General features: G+C 39.2%; 16 protein-coding genes, 1 tRNA gene and 1 other RNA gene. 12 read left to right on the top strand and 6 right to left on the bottom strand.

Annotated features, from left to right (window positions below; all coding sequences use genetic code 11):
• Window positions 1-86: 86 nt before the first annotated feature.
• From PR699_RS08885 to amtB, 4 genes are all read left to right on the top strand, one after another.
• Window positions 87-1,832: a SmdA family multidrug ABC transporter permease/ATP-binding protein gene (locus tag PR699_RS08885; RefSeq protein ID WP_014656766.1), complete on the top strand. Its 1,746-nt coding sequence runs from the start codon at window positions 87-89 to the stop codon at window positions 1,830-1,832.
• Window positions 1,829-3,613 carry a SmdB family multidrug efflux ABC transporter permease/ATP-binding protein gene (locus tag PR699_RS08880; RefSeq protein WP_014656765.1) on the top strand — a complete coding sequence of 595 codons (1,785 nt, stop codon included), beginning with the start codon at window positions 1,829-1,831 and terminating at the stop codon, window positions 3,611-3,613. Before PR699_RS08885 ends, PR699_RS08880 begins: the two co-directional genes overlap by 4 nt.
• A 193-nt stretch (window positions 3,614-3,806) precedes the next feature.
• Window positions 3,807-4,145 (top strand): P-II family nitrogen regulator, encoded by a 339-nt coding sequence (locus tag PR699_RS08875; protein WP_004927053.1) that lies wholly within the window; start codon window positions 3,807-3,809, stop codon window positions 4,143-4,145.
• A 10-nt stretch (window positions 4,146-4,155) separates the two neighbouring features.
• Window positions 4,156-5,439, top strand: a complete 1,284-nt coding sequence (amtB, locus tag PR699_RS08870; RefSeq protein WP_014656764.1) for an ammonium transporter AmtB — start codon at window positions 4,156-4,158, stop codon at window positions 5,437-5,439.
• 236 nt (window positions 5,440-5,675) lie between these two features.
• On the opposite strand, the gene tesB is transcribed toward amtB, so the two are convergent.
• Entirely contained in the window at window positions 5,676-6,542 is an 867-nt protein-coding gene (gene tesB / locus PR699_RS08865) for an acyl-CoA thioesterase II (protein ID WP_004927058.1), read from the bottom strand.
• 323 nt (window positions 6,543-6,865) lie between these two features.
• On the opposite strand from tesB, the gene PR699_RS08860 reads away from it, so the two are divergent.
• Together PR699_RS08860 and ffs are read left to right on the top strand one after the other, a co-directional pair.
• Complete coding sequence (locus PR699_RS08860; RefSeq protein WP_004927062.1) at window positions 6,866-7,324, top strand: YbaY family lipoprotein; 459 nt, start codon at window positions 6,866-6,868, stop codon at window positions 7,322-7,324.
• Window positions 7,325-7,456: 132 nt separating this feature from the next.
• Window positions 7,457-7,553: signal recognition particle sRNA small type (gene ffs / locus PR699_RS08855), an RNA gene on the top strand.
• Window positions 7,554-7,928: 375 nt separating this feature from the next.
• On the opposite strand, the gene PR699_RS08850 is transcribed toward ffs, so the two are convergent.
• The 4 genes from PR699_RS08850 to gloB all read right to left on the bottom strand — a co-directional run bounded on the left by PR699_RS08850 (window position 7,929) and on the right by gloB (window position 11,319).
• The gene (locus PR699_RS08850; protein WP_004927064.1) at window positions 7,929-8,132 is read right to left on the bottom strand and encodes an HHA domain-containing protein; all 204 of its coding nucleotides are present in this window, start codon (window positions 8,130-8,132) and stop codon (window positions 7,929-7,931) included.
• 79 nt (window positions 8,133-8,211) lie between these two features.
• Complete coding sequence (gene tomB, locus PR699_RS08845; RefSeq protein ID WP_004927067.1) at window positions 8,212-8,580, bottom strand: Hha toxicity modulator TomB; 369 nt, start codon at window positions 8,578-8,580, stop codon at window positions 8,212-8,214.
• Between the two features lie 567 nt (window positions 8,581-9,147).
• Window positions 9,148-10,485, bottom strand: coding sequence for a murein transglycosylase D (mltD, locus tag PR699_RS08840; protein WP_004927077.1), 1,338 nt, complete (start codon window positions 10,483-10,485; stop codon window positions 9,148-9,150).
• A gap of 78 nt (window positions 10,486-10,563) precedes the next feature.
• Window positions 10,564-11,319, bottom strand: coding sequence for a hydroxyacylglutathione hydrolase (gloB, locus tag PR699_RS08835; protein ID WP_014656763.1), 756 nt, complete (start codon window positions 11,317-11,319; stop codon window positions 10,564-10,566).
• A gap of 33 nt (window positions 11,320-11,352) precedes the next feature.
• On the opposite strand from gloB, the gene PR699_RS08830 reads away from it, so the two are divergent.
• Window positions 11,353-12,078, top strand: a complete 726-nt coding sequence (locus PR699_RS08830; protein ID WP_004927087.1) for a class I SAM-dependent methyltransferase — start codon at window positions 11,353-11,355, stop codon at window positions 12,076-12,078.
• Window positions 12,079-12,156: 78 nt separating this feature from the next.
• Here PR699_RS08830 and rnhA read toward each other — a convergent pair whose 3' ends face one another.
• A complete protein-coding gene (rnhA, locus tag PR699_RS08825) occupies window positions 12,157-12,627 on the bottom strand; it encodes a ribonuclease HI (protein WP_014656762.1) in 471 nt (156 codons plus the stop codon).
• Between the two features lie 54 nt (window positions 12,628-12,681).
• Between rnhA and dnaQ the strand changes: the two genes are divergently transcribed.
• From dnaQ to PR699_RS08800, 5 genes are all read left to right on the top strand, one after another.
• A complete protein-coding gene (dnaQ, locus tag PR699_RS08820; RefSeq protein ID WP_004927092.1) occupies window positions 12,682-13,443 on the top strand; it encodes a DNA polymerase III subunit epsilon in 762 nt (253 codons plus the stop codon).
• A 114-nt stretch (window positions 13,444-13,557) separates the two neighbouring features.
• Window positions 13,558-13,634: transfer RNA gene (locus PR699_RS08815), tRNA-Asp, on the top strand.
• Window positions 13,635-15,022: 1,388 nt separating this feature from the next.
• Window positions 15,023-15,418: a helix-turn-helix domain-containing protein gene (locus PR699_RS08810; RefSeq protein ID WP_004927213.1), complete on the top strand. Its 396-nt coding sequence runs from the start codon at window positions 15,023-15,025 to the stop codon at window positions 15,416-15,418.
• A gap of 133 nt (window positions 15,419-15,551) precedes the next feature.
• Window positions 15,552-16,112: a fimbrial protein gene (locus tag PR699_RS08805; RefSeq protein ID WP_004927218.1), complete on the top strand. Its 561-nt coding sequence runs from the start codon at window positions 15,552-15,554 to the stop codon at window positions 16,110-16,112.
• 74 nt (window positions 16,113-16,186) lie between these two features.
• On the top strand, window positions 16,187-16,711 hold the full coding sequence (locus PR699_RS08800; RefSeq protein WP_004927221.1) for a fimbrial protein: 525 nt from the start codon (window positions 16,187-16,189) through the stop codon (window positions 16,709-16,711).
• Window positions 16,712-16,745: the final 34 nt, after the last annotated feature.

Raw genomic sequence — 16,745 nt, 5'->3', positions numbered from 1 at the left:
TGTTAGTTCTGCTTTTCTCAATTGTTTTGCATCGTTAGGATGCCACATAATGGCAAATATTAAATCTTATTCAAGGCAGTAACTCAGTGCGATTATTTTCACAATTAAGCTGGTATTTTCTTAGTGAATGGCGGCGCTATGTTGGCGCGGTTTGCTTTCTCATTATTATTGCTATTTTACAGCTTGTTCCTCCACGGCTTGTGGGCGTTGTTGTTGATGGTATTAGCAACCAGACGATGGCTACGAGCCAGCTAGTATCTTATGTCGCCTTGATGTTATTTATCGCTGTCGTTGTGTATGGGCTGCGCTATGTGTGGCGGATTTGGTTATTCGGAGCATCCTATAAGTTAGCCGTACAATTGCGACAAAAATTCTATCGCCAATTAAGCCTACAAAATCAGTCTTTCTATCTACGCTATCGAACGGGGGATTTAATAGCGCGTACAACCAATGATGTTGACCGCGTTGTTTTTGCAGCGGGGGAAGGGGTACTGACGTTTGTTGATTCCTTAGTCATGGGATGTGCGGTATTGATCATGATGAGCGTGGAGATCAGTTGGCAGTTAACGTTATTAGCATTAATTCCTATGCCAATTATGGCACTAGTTATTAAACGCTATGGCGACCAATTACATCATCGTTTCAAACATGCCCAAGGCGCATTTTCATCCCTAAATAATCATGCTCAAGAGAGTTTAACCAGTATTCGCATGATTAAAGCTTTTGGTCTTGAAGATCACCAATCAAACCAATTTGAGCAGGTTGCGACAGAAGCAGGGCGGCGTAATATGCATGTTGCCAGAGTTGATGCACGCTTTGACCCAACCATTTTTATTGCTATCGGTATGGCTAACTTGCTTGCTATTGGCGGTGGCAGTTGGATGGTATTACAAGGAACATTGACGCTCGGTGAACTGACTAGCTTTGTGATGTACTTGGGGCTAATGATTTGGCCTATGCTGGCATTGGCATGGATGTTTAATATCGTAGAGCGTGGTAGTGCTGCTTATAGTCGTATCCGAAGTTTACTTGATGAGCCGCTCGATATTGAAGATGGGCATCAATCACTGGATGCTGAAAAAGGGGCATTGAGCGCGAGAATTAAAACGTTTAGCTACCCTGAAACAGATAGAGTCGCACTCCACGACATTCAATTTGACCTCAAACCGGGGCAATTTTTAGGACTATGTGGCCCGACAGGTTCAGGGAAATCAACACTTATTACGCTGATCCAACGCCAATTCGATGTTACTGAAGGCGCGATTTCTTATCAGGGGAAACCGTTACCTGAGATTCGGTTAGATGAGTGGCGAGGTCGTTTAGCCGTTGTTAACCAATCACCTTTTTTATTCTCTGATACGATTGCAGGGAATATCGCATTAGGCAACCCACAAGCCACAGTAGAGCAGATTGAGGAAGCTGCGCGTATTGCTTGCGTACATGATGATATTTTGAGGTTACCTGAAGGCTACCAAACCCAAGTGGGTGAGCGTGGCGTAATGTTGTCTGGTGGGCAAAAACAGCGAATTTCTATTGCGCGCGCTATTTTGCAAAATGCCGAAATTTTAATTTTAGATGATGCGTTATCGGCGGTGGATGGGCAGACTGAATTTACTATTTTACAAAATTTAAGTCGCTGGCGAGAGGGTAAAACATTAATCATTAGTGCACACCGCCTATCTGCGTTAGTCGACGCTGATAATATTCTCGTGTTATCCCAAGGAAGCATTGCGGCGGAAGGTATTCACTCAACGTTATCAGTCCAACCTGGATGGTATAAAGATATGTACCATTATCAACAAATTGAAGCCACTTTGGATGGTGATTTATGAGTCAGAAAAAACCATTGTGGCCAGCGTTAAAACGCTTACTTAGCTATGGCAAAGTTCACCGCGGTACAATGTCGGTTGCCATTGTTATGCTATGGGTCGCTGCTGCGGCTGAAGTCAGTGGGCCTTTGCTGATTAGTTATTTTATTGACAACATGGTGGCTAAGAAACAGATCATCCTGCCGTTAACCTTATATTTAGCGGTTGGTTTTGTGTTATTACAGATTGCTGCTGCACTCTTACATTATTATCAAACGATCTTATTTAACAAAGCGGCTGTTGGCGTGGTTCAGGCTTTACGTACCGACGTAATGAACTCAGCATTAAGACAACCATTAAGTGCGTTTGATAAACAACCTGTAGGTCAAATCATTTCCCGTGTTACTAATGATACCGAAGTTATTAAAGACCTATTTGTGATGGTTGTGCCGACAGTCTTCCGTAGTTTAGCGCTAATTTGTGCGATGCTTATCGCGATGTTTACCCTTGAATGGCGCATGGCTTTAGTGGCAGTCATGATTTTTCCAGCCGTGATGGTGGTGATGCTCGTGTATCAACGGCTAAGTACTCCGATTGTGCGCCGCGTTCGTTCTTATCTTGCTGAAATAAATAATGGCTTTAATGAAGTGATCAATGGCATGACAGTGATCCAGCAATTTCGCCAACAAGCTCGGTTTGGCGAGAAAATGTTAGAGGCTAGTCAAGATCACTACCTTGCACGCATGAAGGCATTAAAACTGGATGGGTTATTACTTCGACCTCTGCTTAGCTTGATCTCGGCATCGGTGCTTTGTGGGTTACTGTTATTGTTTGGATTTGATGGTACGAGCACAATTGGTGTTGGGGTTTTATATGCTTTTATCAACTATCTTGGACGTTTAAATGAGCCTCTCATCGAATTGACCTCTCAACAATCTATGTTGCAACAAGCGGTCGTTTCAGGTGAGCGAGTGTTTGAATTAATGGATAGTCCGAAACAAGCTTATGGCAATAATATACAGCCATTACAAAGTGGTGCTATTGATATTCAGGGGTTATCTTTTGCGTATCGTGATGACAAAAAAGTGTTAACGGATATCAATCTTCATATTCCTGAAAATAGCTTTGTTGCTTTAGTTGGTCACACGGGAAGTGGGAAAAGTACCATCGCAAACCTGATTATGGGCTATTACCCTTGGCAGCAAGGGGAGATCCTACTTGATGGACGTTCCTTACACACACTTTCACATCAAGTTTTACGTAATGGGATCGCGATGGTGCAACAGGATCCTGTCGTTCTAGCGGCATCTTTCTTTGATAATGTCGCGTTAGGGCGTGAGATAACCCAAGAAATAGTTTGGCAGGTTCTCGATGTTGTACAGTTAGCTGAGCATGTCCGATCACTGCCAGAAGGATTAGATTCGCTACTAGGAGAACAGGGGAATACGCTTTCTGTCGGGCAAAGGCAACTACTCGCGATGGCTCGGGTCTTAGTTGCAACACCCAAAATATTAATTCTGGATGAGGCGACAGCCAATATCGATTCAGGTACAGAACAGGCTATTCAAAAAGCACTGCGTATAATCCGCCAAACGACTACACTTGTGGTTATTGCACACCGATTATCCACAATTGTCGATGCCGATCAGGTTGTTGTGCTTCATCGTGGTGCAATTGTTGAAAAAGGTAGTCATACACAGCTACTGCAACAAAAAGGGCGTTATTATCAAATGTATCAGCTTCAACAGGTCGGTGAATCGTTGAATTTGCATGATGATATGGAGCCTGAAGCGTTATTGAATTAGCCTGTTTGCACATTTTTAACGCATCGTCAAAAGGCCACTCGGATGAGTGGCCTTTTCTTTTGCGATGACTATTTGAATTATAAGCATAATTAATTTTGGCATGCTATTTGCTGTTAGTGTAGTTGCAGCCAATGATGATGTTGTCGTACGTCTTTAGCTGGATAGGTAGGGGATCATATTATCCGGAGGGAAAATGAAATATATCATCGCAATTATTAAGCCTTTTAAGTTAGACGAGGTCAGAGAGGCTCTTTCAGATATAGGGATACAAGGCCTTACGATGACTGAAGTGCGTGGTTTTGGGCGGCAAAAAGGACATTCTGAATTATATCGTGGTGCAGAATATACCGTCGACTTCTTACCAAAAGTGCGTCTAGAAATTGCTGTTTCCGATGAATTTGCCGATCTCGTTATTGAGTCAATAGAAAAAGCAGCAAATACAGGGCAAGTAGGTGATGGGAAAATATTTGTATTAGAGCTTGAGCAAGCCATACGTATCCGTACTGGCGAGAAACAAGATGAAGCACTATAGGAGAGTAGCGATGAGTAAACTGTTTCAACGTTTGTGTTGGCTATTTATAGCAAGTTTTCCTGCAAGAGTGTTTGCATCTGATGACGGTGTCGATAAAGCGGATAACGCATTTATGATGGTTTGCACTGCATTAGTCCTATTCATGATCGTTCCGGGTATTGCTTTATTTTATGGCGGTTTACTGAGAAGCAAAAATGTCCTCGCACTGATGGCGCAAACTATGGTTATTTTTGCACTTGTTTCAGTGATTTGGGTCATCTATGGTTACAGTATTTCATTTAGTGAGGGTAATAGCTTTTTTGGGGGATTAAGCCAATTTATGCTCAAGGGTATCAATATTGACAGCTTATCTGCCACCATCCCTCAATTTATTCATGTCGCATTCCAAGGTGCTTTCGCTTGTTTGACGGTTGCGCTGGTGGTTGGTGCGTTAGGCGAACGAGTTAAATTTTCTGCAATACTGATATTTACTGTCATTTGGACAACCTTTGCTTATTTGCCTATTGCTCATATGGTGTGGGGAGGAGGACTCCTTGCCCAAGATGGTGCTTTGGACTTTGCTGGAGGCACTGTCGTTCATATTAATGCCGCTGTTGCTGGGCTTGTTGGTGCTTACTTACTTGGAAAGCGCACAGGGTTGGGTAAAGAAGTCATAAAGCCTCACAATTTGCCGATGGTGTTTATGGGTACCGCAATCTTATTTATCGGTTGGTTTGGTTTTAATGCGGGGTCTGCGGGAAGTGCGAATTCCGTCGCGGCCTTGGCATTTATTAATACGGTGGTAGCGGCATCCGGAGCAATACTTTCATGGGTACTTGCTGAATGGATATTTAGGGATAAGCCCTCATTGTTAGGTGCCTGCTCAGGGTGCTTAGCGGGGTTGGTTGGTGTTACACCCGCAGCAGGAACGGTTGGAGTTGCAGGAGCATTAATTATCGGCCTACTTTCAGGTATTGCTGGGTTATGGGGGGTTGTGGTTTTAAAACGTTGGTTAAAAGTTGATGATGTTTGTGATGTCTTTGGTGTTCATGGTGTTTGCGGGGTGGTTGGGTGCTTACTCACGGGTGTGTTTACTTCGGCGGCTCTCGGGGGGATGGGGTATGCAGAAGGTATAACAATGATAAAACAAGTTGGCATTCAGGCATTTAGCATACTTATTTGTGTTGTTTGGACCTCAATTGTTGCCTACCTTGCATTTTTAATCGCAGATAAGACAACAGGCTTACGTGTTGATGTTGAACAGGAGCGAGAAGGGCTTGATATCACTTATCATGGAGAGAGTGCCTATAATTGATCGAAGCCAAAAAGTGAGTTGGTACTAACATACAAGGAAGTTTATCAAACTAAAGCTGTTCAACACCTATATCTCAATATCTTGATAAACATAATGATAGATGAGTGCGGTCACGATATCCCAAACTAAAGCGAAAATAGTGAATGACCCCCAATAGTTGGATAACCCATTACTGGGGGCGTTTTTTAACTCACAAAATAGTTAGTGAGTACTCGCACTAATTAGCTATAGTTGACTTAGCGAGGCCTTCTTTTACGGATCACCCCTTCTTGAACCGCTGTTGCCACTAAGACCCCTTGTCGGTCATAAATTTGCCCTTTAACAAAGCCTCGTCCTCCAGAAGCGGAAGGGCTTTCAATGGCATAGAGTAACCAATCATCAATTTTAAATGGTCGGTGATACCACATTGAGTGATCGATTGTTGCGACTTGCAAATCTCTCTCCATAAACCCACGGCCATGTGGCTGTAGGGTTGCAGGTAAAAAATTATAGTCAGACGCATAGCCTAATAAGTAGTTGTGTAATGAGGGAATATCAGGCAATTGGCCTTTGGCTTTAAACCAAATATAACGAAAAGGCTCTTGCGGTGGGTTATTAAATGGGCTGTAAAATTGAATAGGCCGAAACTCAAAAGGATTTGGGCGCAAAGCATACTTTTTGACCGACTCGGGCAATTGGGTTGCCAAACGTTGAATGATTTCATCCTGTGATGCCAGTGTCTCTGGTAAAGGAACATCTGGCATGAGGTTCTGGTGATTAAACCCCTCTTCTTGTGCTTGGAAAGAGGCCGTCATAAAAAAGATGGGCTTGCCATGTTGTATTGCGCTGATGCGTCGTGTACTAAAGCTGCCACCATCTCTTAATATTTCGACATCATAGACAATAGGGCGTTGGCTATCACCAGGGCGCAAGAAATAGCTATGGAATGAATTTATTACGCGACCTTCGGGGATAGTCTGTTCCGCTGCGTACATGGCTTGACCAACAACTTGCCCCCCAAATACTTGAGGTAATCCAAGATCTTCACTTTGACCTCGATAAATACCCTCTTCGATTTTTTCCAGCTCCAATAGGCTGATTAAATTTTGCAATTCTGGGCTCATAGCAACCTTGAAAGTTGATTAATATTTATCAGATGCGGGTATTTTCCCATTAATACATAAAAATAGGTAGAGCGTTTTTTGTCTTATCGCTTTTATATATCAATAGCAGAAAGCATGGCTGGCTATGATTTTAAATAGGCGATGACTACCGTTTAGGCCGCTATGTTCAACAGTTGATTACATTTTGATGTTGTTTGTTACATTTTGAAAGAATATTTTGTTGGTGAGTATTTTTTAGCTATAATCAATTCGCCTTCAGTAAAAATCACACTCTGATTAGTATAAAAATACTTAACAACAAATTGTTTTTTTGGACATTTATTATGAAACTACACCTATGCATAATTGGCTTTGTTCTGCCTGCTTTTTTGGTCGGTTGTGAAGGTAATAATAATAATGTAAAAGAGACGAAGGTTAACAATCACAGCCATAATGCAAAGCAGCATTTAGACACTGACGTCATTAGAGGGCAAGTTGTCATTCCGCAGCAGGTCAAATTGCCTCAGAATGCCGTGATTACAGTAACCTTAGCGGATATTTCAATCGCGGAACTACCTGCGTTGATCTTATCACAAAAATATTATGAGACTTTAGGCAAACAGTCTCCTTTTCCTTTTGAATTAAGCTATCAAAAGAATGAAGTACGCCCAGATGCCCATCTTGCGATGAGAGCGACAGTATCTGTTGATGGTAATATCTTGCTGATTTCCAAAGTAGAAAATCTCTCTACTAGTGATGATACGAGCAAAGAAATTAGGTTAGTTATTGAACCCACCAGTTGATTATTTTTTAATAAATATCATTAATTACGTATTTTGTGCAAGAAATCAGCACTTGGCAGTAGTTTTCTTGCTATTTTAGTTGTCATCAAGCATAATGCCTCCTGCTTTTTAGGAAGCAATCTATGGGGGCTCTGTTGGTTCTCCCGCAACACTAACTTGTTAATTTGGTCAGGTCTGGAAAGAAGCAGCCACAGCAGGAGATGTGTGTGCCGGGATGTCGCTGGCAGGGCCCCCACCCAATTATGAGTTAAATAACCTATCTGTTTATTTCCCCCTCTTTCATCTTATAACTTAAGCTAATATTCATTGGCAGATAAAATAGCAAAATCGTAAATTTGAAATGAGTATTATTAATTTTAATGCTATTTTTATAAGATAAAGCGACGATTATTTGTAAGGTTTTATAAATTCTTTATGAATAAGCGTAGCGCTATTGAGAAGCTGTCTAATTATGAATACCCAAAGCTTAATTGGATAAAATACGAGCGCGATGGATACATTGTTTACAATGTATAATAATAGAATGAAAGACAATATACACATTAAGCCGATAAAATGAATTATCGGCTATAACCAGTTATTATCTGTGCATATTAATAAGTAGTTACCTAACAAATTTCCAAACCGATGCAGGGATTTTGTCATAAAGTTTATTCATAGTGAGTTCTGCAAGGCGATGGTCAGCAGCTGAATAGAACAATTCTAACTCATCTTCAGAAAGCTCATACTTATTTTTCTCAATAACACGCTCAAGTGTATCGATGGTTGTGCATTTTCTTAAACGCATCAGATAATCAGTTTTGGTCATAATACCCTTTCTTTTATTGATAATTAAAAAAGCTTTATAACATGCTATGTTATAGTTTATATAGCGACGAATAATATCTTTATGTTTTGCTTGCAGGGCACTTTAAATCATCATCAAGTACGGAAACTAGATTTTGATTCATGCTCTGCCAGTCAATAATTTCACTTAGAGTTATTACAGGGCTTCCGAATAAATCATAAGTCTCATCAAGATACTCTTCAACTAATGATATAACGAGATTCTCTTTGGGATATTTTATCTTAAATTGCCACACGAAGGCTGCAATATGTTCAATGAGTTCATTAAGTCTAGCACTTTGTGGTGAACTTAAATCATTGACCCAGTGTGTATTAGTTTTCTGTAAGCTTAACATTGCTTCTCGATTCAAACTGTTACACAAGTATTTTAACTCAGATATATCATAATTTTTGGGTGAATATTCATCCATAATCACCTCCGCAGGCGAGACTAACCTTTGCTATGTGTATTTCTATATCTAAATAATCTAGTACAAACTAAATAAAACACCTTGGTTATTAACATAAGCATTTACTAATCAACGCATTAGGTTATATATACTTTGTAACAAAGTAGGTGTAATTTTTAGAATTATCAATAATTATATCAGTAATATTCAAATACGGGCTAGCAGCGCTAACAGTTTTCGCTGTGCTAATAATATAGCACTTTTATTACATAAGTCACCACCTGACCGCGGTTTTTTTTCAAAAATAAAGCAGGATAAAGGACTTATAGTGCTATTTATATCAATTAAGCGCAGTTTTAAAGGAGTTTTATATCCAATTAGAGATACTTTTCGTTTGTTTACAAAAAATAACGATGATTTTAACTTAAAAACGATATGCAAAATAATTTGAAGAGGTTTTTTTAACAAAATAGAGAAAAGATTAACGGTAATTGAATATGATACCAATATTGATAAGCATAATTAATTTTTAATACCAAATAAGTAATACCTACCGATTAATCGGTAGGTACATGACAGAGACTTATTTTATAAGTAGAGGTTCAATGTGACACCAGGTTTTAGATCTGCCATTTTGACACCTGAATTCCAACTCATTAAATCATTGAGTTTGATCCCATGCCTTTTGGCTATGCTGTAATAAGAGTCACCTTTCTTCACTCTATAAGTTTTGGTTTTACGACTATTGGCAGTAGGGGCTGAACCTTTTATCTTAAGGGTTTGGCCCGGATAGATAGTGGCCGTTTTCATTCCATTAAGCCGCTTTATCTCTTTACTTGTCGTATTGAATTTTTTGGCAATACTTGCAACCGATTCCCCTTTAGCCACTTTATAAGTGAAATTATTGGCGGGTTGGGTTGATCTCTGATGCTGATTTTTAGCCACAGCGAGACGGATATTATCTAAAACAGCTTGGTCAGAAAGTGATACTTTTAATTGCTCCGCTTTTGCTGTCGGTAACATAATATAATGTGGGCCATTAGGTGATGTTACACCACGCTTATAGCCAGAATTATAAATTTTCAGCGACTCTTCCGAAATACCTGTTAGCTCGGCAGCTTGGGTTAATGTAATTTGCTGCCCAACATCGACTTGAGTTAACGCTCTATTTCGGTTACTACGCGGTAATTTAATTTGATATTTTTCAGGTGCTCTTAATATTTGGCTAAGTGCTAATATTTTAGGCACATATTGTTTTGTTTCTTTAGGTAAAGATAACGACCAGAAATCAGTTGGCAACCCAGCTTCTTCATTCTTCTTAATCGCATTCAGTACACAGCCTTCACCGCAGTTATAAGCGGCTAAGGTTAATTCCCAATCATGTCCAAACATGATATTTAAATTTTCGAGCAAATCAAAAGCAGCCTTAGTCGATGTGACTAAGTCACGGCGCTCATCGACCCATTGATCTTGTTTTAAGCCATAAGAGCGTGCGGTGATAGGAACAATTTGCCACAATCCTGCCGCCTGTGCAGGTGAGGTTGCTTTTGGATTGAATGAACTTTCTATGATTGGAATCAGGGCCAATTCCATGGGTAAGTTACGATTATCGATTTCGTCCACGATCCAGTACATATAAGGTTCGGCCCTTAATGTGACGTCGTAGAGAAAACTTTGTTTTGTATAGTAATTACTTGCCTGTTCCCTGATGATAGCATTATCAGGTATATCCATCTTCAGCTCATCACTGATATAACCCCAAAGGTCGTTATCTACCGTTGAGATTTGTCTGCTTGCTGCCTGATTATGTGGAGCAACGGTTTCTATAGTGTGGTTTGCTGAAGACCTGTTCTGCTTGGTTTGTTGAGGCGAAGATTGGCATCCGGCCAGCAGAACAATGGCGATAATAGTCGCTATTGTCTTCATTGTGTCTTGGTTCTTTGTTGTATGTGTAAAAGTCGAACAATAATACTTATCCGACACAAAGAAGACAATAATTAAACGTTAATAATGATCTTTTAATTGACGTAGAACGGTAAAAACAGCTCTAAGTGGTGGGTTAGCTTGATTTATATTTAATTTTCTTTGCAATTGTGCATTATCACACTGTAAAAAAATATTCACTTTTCGTTCTGTTTTTAGCGTGGTAGGTACAGTTGGTTGATTTTTGTTTCGCTTAGCGGCAACCTCTTCTTGATATTGGCTAATTTGCGTGTTTTCAGGCCAAATATGGTGAGCGAATTTCAAATTAGATTGAGTATATTCATGGGCACAACAAATTAATGTGTCATCAGGGAGAGCAGCAATTTTCTGAATGGATTGATACATTTGCTCCGGTGTACCCTCAAATATCCTTCCACACCCAGCAGAAAACAGGGTATCGCCACAAAATAGATAAGGGGCTTGATAAAAAGCAATATGACCAAGGGTATGTCCAGGTAAGCCAATAACATCAAAATTAAAATCGTTAATTTTGACACTATCACCTTGCTCAACGATTTGTGTTGCTCCTTTAACTTGAGTCTCTTGAGGCCCAAAAACAGGTAGGTTACTGAAGTTTTTCAGAATACCTTTTACACCACCAGTATGGTCATTGTGATGATGGGTCAGTAAGATAGCCGTTGGGGTAAGCTTTTTTTGCGCCAATATTTCGAGGACTGGCTCTGACTCCGCGGGGTCAACAATGATACACTGTTGGTTATTATCAGACAGAATCCAAATATAGTTATCATTTAAAGCAGGGACTCGTATTAACTCCATAATGACCTCTCTATTTTGATTAAGGGGAATTTGATGAAGCCAGCGCGTATTGAAAAAAAGTTCCAGATGCCTGTGAGTTGGTCTGATATTCCTTTTGGGGAACACTATCGCCAAGCGTTGCAATATCAGCTTCGCCCTTGGTGGCCAAAAATATTTGGCTTTCATTTGCTTAAGCTTGGGCACCTCAGTACTGAGGTCGATACCGAAGAGTGTATGGTATCGCATCAGTTTTGTTTGGGGAATGATGACCCTCGTTTTCAAGTTATCGCTGAACCACAAGCGCTTCCCTTTACGGCCAAATCAATCGACGCATGCCTAATCTCACACATGTTGGCATATAGCCATGACCCCCATTGGGTATTGCGTGAAGTTGACCGTGTGCTCGTTGATGATGGCTGGCTAATTATTTCTGGCTTTAACCCATTTAGCTTATTAGGGATCGGTAAAATGGTGCCGTTCCTTCGTAAACAGCAACCTTATTGTAGCCGTCTTTTTCCTACGTTAAGGGTATTTGATTGGCTTAGTGTATTGAATTATGAAGTACTTTACCATCGCAATTGTCAGGTGTTTCCATGGCATGGCCCTGAAAATTGGTTAAATCAGCGCATAAAAGGGGTAGGTACTTTAAATGTGATTGTTGCGAGAAAGCGAACTTACCCTCTAACTCCGACATTGCTCAAATTTAAACAACCTAAAGTTAAAATAGGCACTGCACTGGGGGCAACAAAGCGTATTTCTGATAGCACCAAAAAATTATAAATTTCAGCGATAAACACGCGATATGAATTAAGGCCTACACTGTGTGGGCAAATGTAGGCAAGTTGGGATTGAACCCGTTTAATCTTGTGTAGGTTGGTAACCTGTATCTTCTTTTGTTGGTGATTCAGCCGCTTGGCGTGCGAGTTCATCACATTTTTCATTTTCCGGATGGCCTGCATGGCCTTTTACCCAACGCCAATCAATTTTATGGCGAGCGATAGCCGCATCTAAGCGTTTCCAGAGGTCAACATTCACTACCGGAGACTTATCTGCTTTACGCCACTGACGACGCTTCCAATTGTGGATCCATTGTGTGATCCCTTGGCGAACATATTGGCTATCGGTGGTTAAAATAATATCACATGGTCGTTTTAACGATTCAAGGGCAACAATAGCAGCAAGTAGCTCCATACGGTTATTGGTTGTCATAAAAAAACCTTCATTGAGTGTCTTTTCATGCTGTTGGTAACGAAGAAGAATGCCATAACCACCTGGACCTGGATTACCCAGACAGGAACCATCAGTGAAAATTTCTACCTGCTTTGTCATTTCTGTTAAACTCTACCTTATTCATCAATCTCTAGTTTGACACAAAAATCCATTATGAGCACGGCGATAACCAGACAAATTGTCCTCGATACTGAAACTACAGGTATGAACAAACTGGGCGTTCATTATGAAGGCCATAACATTATTGAAATTGGAGCCGTCGAGGTTATCAATCGTAGGCTGACGGGGCGCAATTTTCACGTCTATATAAAACCTGATCGTCTCGTGGACCCTGAAGCTTTTGAGGTTCATGGTATCAGTGATGAGTTTTTACAAGATAAACCCGTGTTCGCTGATATTGCCGATGAGTTTATTGAGTTTATTCGTGGAGCAGAGCTGATTATCCATAACGCCCCCTTTGATATTGGCTTCATGGATTACGAATTTAGCAAATTGAATAAAGATATACCGCCAACGGCCGATTTTTGCCAAATAACGGATAGTTTAGTGATGGCTCGGCAAATATTTCCCGGTAAACGGAATAACTTGGATGCGTTGTGTGATCGCTATTTGATTGATAATACGAAACGAACTCTCCATGGGGCTTTGCTCGATGCCGAGATACTGGCTGATGTCTATTTAGCGATGACTGGTGGACAGACGTCTTTGGCTTTTTCAATGGAAGCAGATACTTCAAACGAAAGTTATGTTGAAGAAGTACAACGGATAGACCGTCCTGTCAGTGGGTTAAGGGTACTTTATGCGACGGATGAAGAGCTGATTGAACATGAAAAGCGGCTAGATATCGTCGATAAAAAAGGTGGTAAGCCTTGTCTCTGGCGTCAATCGCCTGAGGAAGGGGAGACGGTTCATTAGCAGTTATTCGCTTTTAAGGCTAAAAACTGTTCAAATGCACGTTTTTTCAAGAAAAAGTATTGACTGTTATTGAAAGTATTCGTAATATGCATCGCGTTCCCAAGGGGAATGTTCGGAGCGGTAGTTCAGTTGGTTAGAATACCTGCCTGTCACGCAGGGGGTCGCGGGTTCGAGTCCCGTCCGTTCCGCCAGATATCGAAGCCCTGATTCTTAGAATCAGGGCTTTTTGCATTTATGCCTTTGTTCCCTCAAATACACAAAAGAAAAATCCCTCATAAATGTAATGATAGGGGATGCTCTTGATATCCCAATCTGTGTTCATGGCTATTGCAGCGAGTCAGTAATAAAGTTTATGAAATAGAGAACGAAGTCTTGAGTTAAGACTACTATTATACGTAAGCAATTTATAAATCTAAATAAACAGATGAAAGATAACATGACATTAATGATCGTTATTGAGGTATGACGATGAGAAAATTAGTTAGATAACTTTAACTCCATCCTTTTGTGTGAATCATTTCGCTTCACTACCTTTTAGTATTTCCCATCCTGAATAAATGATATTGATTTAATCCTCTTTTAGTTGGCGATCAAAACACTATCGTTCAATTCATAATCTATAAATCACTTATTCATCTCTTGATAGCTTTTAATGTTACCTTTAAGTGTTTTTGAGAATAATAATGGTTTTCAATTTAAATTGGTTTTAAAAGTTAAATTTTGTTTTTATCCCTTTATGATACTCATTATAAGTATATTTAATTTCAAATAAAATAAGCATAATAAGAGTATATTCATTTTTCTTGCATATTTATATTATGTAAATTAGTAGTCATTTTTCAATATTATGAAATTAACTAAAAATTAACACGTCTTATTTTTAGTTATGCTGATTATTATTTTAAAAGTGATTATGAAATCGTGGTTAGTATTATTACCTAAATCAAAAGATAACGTTAACTTTTGAAGGAGTCTTATCTGATATTTAAAGATTGGTTATTATTTAAAATAATGTGGACTGCTTTGTATCTATATGAAAAATATATATTTATTTTTTGTTTACTATTTTATAAGAGGTGTTTAATAAATTAATTAATTTATATTTTCATTAATGATTATGACTATTTATAAAATTTAAAATTTTCATCTTTATTTGCGTCATAATTAGTGTTTTTATGGTTGAAAAGTCCATTTTATATAGACCGTCTTAAAATGATTCACCATAGAAGCCAGCAAAATAGCTAGGTTTTACGATATTCAAGTTACTCTTTAATGGTGTAAACAGGAGATCTCTGTGCTGCCAGATGGTAGGGGGGAAGTTTGATTTTACTCCAATGCTCAAGTAAATTAATAGGCATTGATTCAGTGACAATACATAATACAACATTATTTATACCTATAGACTTAAAGTTGCATAAAACATGTTGAAGATAGATTTTTTATTCAATTTTAAAATGGAATTTTAAATGGAATGGGTTTCTATGCATATCGATTTTTATTAGTTATCTTCGTTCGATATATTTATGTAAGTGACATTTAAATAGGTAAGTGTAATTAATTTAATGCATGGAGAAAAATAGTGAGAGTAGATGCGGTACAAATGCCGAAAAATAAACTCGATGATTCAAGAACTGTTTTTACCAAAGCTATCGGGAAAGAAATACATAAATTACGCAAAGAACGTTCGATGACAGGAAAAGATCTAGCTAAGCTAGTTAATGTTTCCCAACAACAAATATCACGTTATGAATGTGGAGTTTGTAATATAACAATAGATACATTGATTGTTATTTTAAATGCATTAGATGTTTCATTAACAGATTTCTTTAATCAGGTCTTTTTACAGGTATTCGAAAAGGAAAAGAAAATCTGTGTGCAATATCATAATGTATTTAGCTCTACTGACCAATCGGAAGAATTGAAGAAACAGCTCGAAATATTTTCTCGATATGACCAAACTAACTTATGGGGTTAGTTATTTTATCATTTCTTTTTATTTAAAGGTTTTTAAATTATTTATCTCTAAATAATTAGGAATACGCACGTCTGAAGGATTGTCAATACATTCCTTTTTTCAAATACAATATATTTATATTGCAGAGGCAATCATGAAAAAAATTATTTTAGCAACCTTAATTTCTGGTGCAATGAGCGCATCCGCTTTTGCTGTGGATGCAGGAAAAGGCACAGTAACTTTCACGGGGTCTATTATTGAAGCACCATGCTCAATCGCTCCAGGAGATGAAAGTCAAACTATTGATTTAGGACAGGTTTCTAATGTTACCCTACAGAAAGGTGGTATGTCCGCAGCTCAGCCTTTTGAGATCCATCTCGAAGGTTGCACGTTGAACGCAGAATATAAAGATAAAGATGGCGTTACCCAAAAATATAACAATATGGTTGAAGTGAAATTTGAAGGTACAGAGTGGGTAAACAATGGTAGCAATACTGGATTAATTCAAATTACAGGTGATGCGTCTGGTGCAGGTATTGTATTGATGAATAAATCAGGTGCAAAAATCAATATCAATGATTCAACCGTTGAGCGTGCTTATACCTCAGGTAATAACATTTTGAGTTTTCAAGCTGCGCTACAAGGTATGTCAGATGCGACTGTTGTTCCGGGTAGTTTCCAAGCTGTGACCAACTTTACATTGGCCTATAACTAATCGTTATTGTCAATGAAGTATTCCCCTAAGTCACTTCGTGATTAGGGGAAATATAAAAGAGGGGGAACTCGGTTATGAAAGCTATTTTAGTCATGTTACTTGTTAGTCAATTTGCCACTTTACCGAGTGTACAAGCACAAGCTTCCACACTATGGGGAAGTGTCAACATGAATGGCAGTATTGTCGATTCTGCATGTGCTATTGATACCGGTTCTTATGAACAGGTTGTCGACATGGGAATATTACCCGTTGGAACAATACGCCAACAAGGACAAGGTCCTGTTCACCCTTTCTCTATTACGCTAATTGGTTGCACTTTAGTGCCATATACCGGTTCTCCTTGGCAAGCTTTTACGGTGACTTTTGACGGTCCTGCTTCTGGTAATTGGTTTACGGTGTCGGGAGATGCGCGTGGCGTTGCTCTGTTATTACAAGATGCAGATGGGAAGCCTATTTATCCAGGGAAGTCCACAGAGAAACAAACTATCGCACCGGGAAATACTGTACTGAATTATGGGTTAAGGCTAGTTGCCGATAAAGAGCCTTTACGTCCGGGGCAATATCAAAGCGCACTGCGTTTTAAGCTGGATTATTACTAATAATAAAAAGTCATTTTTTCTTTTTAGCTTACGT

Source organism: Providencia sp. PROV268, from assembly GCF_028477805.1.
GTDB lineage: Bacteria > Pseudomonadota > Gammaproteobacteria > Enterobacterales > Enterobacteriaceae > Providencia > Providencia stuartii.
Note: the sequence above shows the minus strand (reverse complement) of the source record. Positions and strands in the feature narration are given on the sequence as shown.

What these genes read in the sequence shown, in the direction of transcription:
- PR699_RS08875 (WP_004927053.1), top strand. Translation starts at nt 3,807, where the DNA reads ATGAAATATATCATCGCAATTATTAAGCCTTTTAAGTTAGACGAGGTC.
- amtB (WP_014656764.1), top strand. Translation starts at nt 4,156, where the DNA reads ATGAGTAAACTGTTTCAACGTTTGTGTTGGCTATTTATAGCAAGTTTT.
- PR699_RS08805 (WP_004927218.1), top strand. Translation starts at nt 15,552, where the DNA reads ATGAAAAAAATTATTTTAGCAACCTTAATTTCTGGTGCAATGAGCGCA.
- gloB (WP_014656763.1), bottom strand. Translation starts at nt 11,319, where the DNA reads ATGGAGTTAATACGAGTCCCTGCTTTAAATGATAACTATATTTGGATT.
- PR699_RS08860 (WP_004927062.1), top strand. Translation starts at nt 6,866, where the DNA reads ATGAAACTACACCTATGCATAATTGGCTTTGTTCTGCCTGCTTTTTTG.
- rnhA (WP_014656762.1), bottom strand. Translation starts at nt 12,627, where the DNA reads ATGACAAAGCAGGTAGAAATTTTCACTGATGGTTCCTGTCTGGGTAAT.
- PR699_RS08850 (WP_004927064.1), bottom strand. Translation starts at nt 8,132, where the DNA reads ATGACCAAAACTGATTATCTGATGCGTTTAAGAAAATGCACAACCATC.
- mltD (WP_004927077.1), bottom strand. Translation starts at nt 10,485, where the DNA reads ATGAAGACAATAGCGACTATTATCGCCATTGTTCTGCTGGCCGGATGC.
- dnaQ (WP_004927092.1), top strand. Translation starts at nt 12,682, where the DNA reads ATGAGCACGGCGATAACCAGACAAATTGTCCTCGATACTGAAACTACA.
- PR699_RS08800 (WP_004927221.1), top strand. Translation starts at nt 16,187, where the DNA reads ATGAAAGCTATTTTAGTCATGTTACTTGTTAGTCAATTTGCCACTTTA.
- tesB (WP_004927058.1), bottom strand. Translation starts at nt 6,542, where the DNA reads ATGAGCCCAGAATTGCAAAATTTAATCAGCCTATTGGAGCTGGAAAAA.
- PR699_RS08880 (WP_014656765.1), top strand. Translation starts at nt 1,829, where the DNA reads ATGAGTCAGAAAAAACCATTGTGGCCAGCGTTAAAACGCTTACTTAGC.
- tomB (WP_004927067.1), bottom strand. Translation starts at nt 8,580, where the DNA reads ATGGATGAATATTCACCCAAAAATTATGATATATCTGAGTTAAAATAC.
- PR699_RS08830 (WP_004927087.1), top strand. Translation starts at nt 11,353, where the DNA reads ATGAAGCCAGCGCGTATTGAAAAAAAGTTCCAGATGCCTGTGAGTTGG.